Raw genomic sequence first — 639 nt, forward strand, 5'->3', positions numbered from 1 at the left:
GCACCATCATCATCGGTGGTGCTGAACTGGATGTCACTAACTGCACCATTGAAATTAGGTGCTGGGGTAAAGGTGACGGTGTCAGATTCCACTGCGCTTAGCGTGGTATTTGGGGTAATCTCGACCACTTGACCATCGGCACGGGTATAGCTTAATACGCCCTGCTCGCTTGGCGGCACTTGCAATACCGTGACACTCACCACGCTACCATCGATGTCATTACCAACAAGCGACACCGTCACTGCCGTGTCTTCATCAGTGTTCAGACTTTGGTCGTTAGCCGTTGGCGGCGTATTAACATCCGTCACACTCAAGGTCACGGTGGCAGGCGCTGAGTCTAGATCATCGTTGTCAGTGGCGATAAAGTCAATGGCATCTACCGCCCCATTGAAGTTCTCTGTTGGGGTAAACCGCACGCTGGCTGCCTCAGCAGCACTCAGCGGGGTACCCGCAACGACAGGCACACTATCCCCTAATGCATTGGTATAGCTTAGGACGCCTTGGGCAGGATCTGGCAAGGCGGTGATGCTGATGCTTGCAATGTCGCCATCCAGGTCACTGGCGATCAGCGGGACGGCAATCGCCTCGCCCTCTGGTGTGCTAATAGTGGCATCGGTTGCCACAGGCGCATCGTTCACA

At 54.9% G+C, this 639-nt stretch carries 1 protein-coding gene; it reads right to left on the reverse strand.

The window, feature by feature from the left end:
- On the reverse strand, positions 1 to 623 hold a 623-nt coding region (locus ACT3QQ_RS13940; RefSeq protein WP_444528432.1), incomplete at its 3' end, for an Ig-like domain-containing protein.
- Positions 624 to 639 lie beyond the last annotated feature (16 nt).

This window comes from Psychrobacter sp. AOP7-A1-24 (assembly GCF_052376235.1).
Lineage (GTDB): Bacteria > Pseudomonadota > Gammaproteobacteria > Pseudomonadales > Moraxellaceae > Psychrobacter.